Consider the following 254-nt stretch of genomic DNA (forward strand, 5'->3'; position numbering starts at 1 on the left):
TTTCAGACATGGATCGCTGGTGATACCGATCACGGTCCATGCGGGCGTTGTGGGCGTGATCGAGCGAGGAATAGATACGGTGCTTGATCAGGGGACGAACACCGTTTCCACGGAGTTCGTCCCTGAATGCTCCGTTTATCGCAAGACGGCTCCCGTATTGAATCACTTACATAACAAATTCTCCTGTCTGAGTCGCTGAACTGCCGAATTTCTAGATACAGACATTGCAGAAGCACCCAAACCAGACTATCCAG

1 pseudogene is annotated in these 254 nt (G+C 50.8%); it reads right to left on the bottom strand.

Annotated elements, in window-relative coordinates:
• Nucleotides 1–130: pseudogene (locus O2S87_RS19285) on the bottom strand (IS5/IS1182 family transposase); the annotation flags it as partial.
• Between the last annotated feature and the right edge of the window lie 124 nt (nucleotides 131–254).

It is taken from the genome of Halohasta sp. A2, assembly GCF_056175805.1.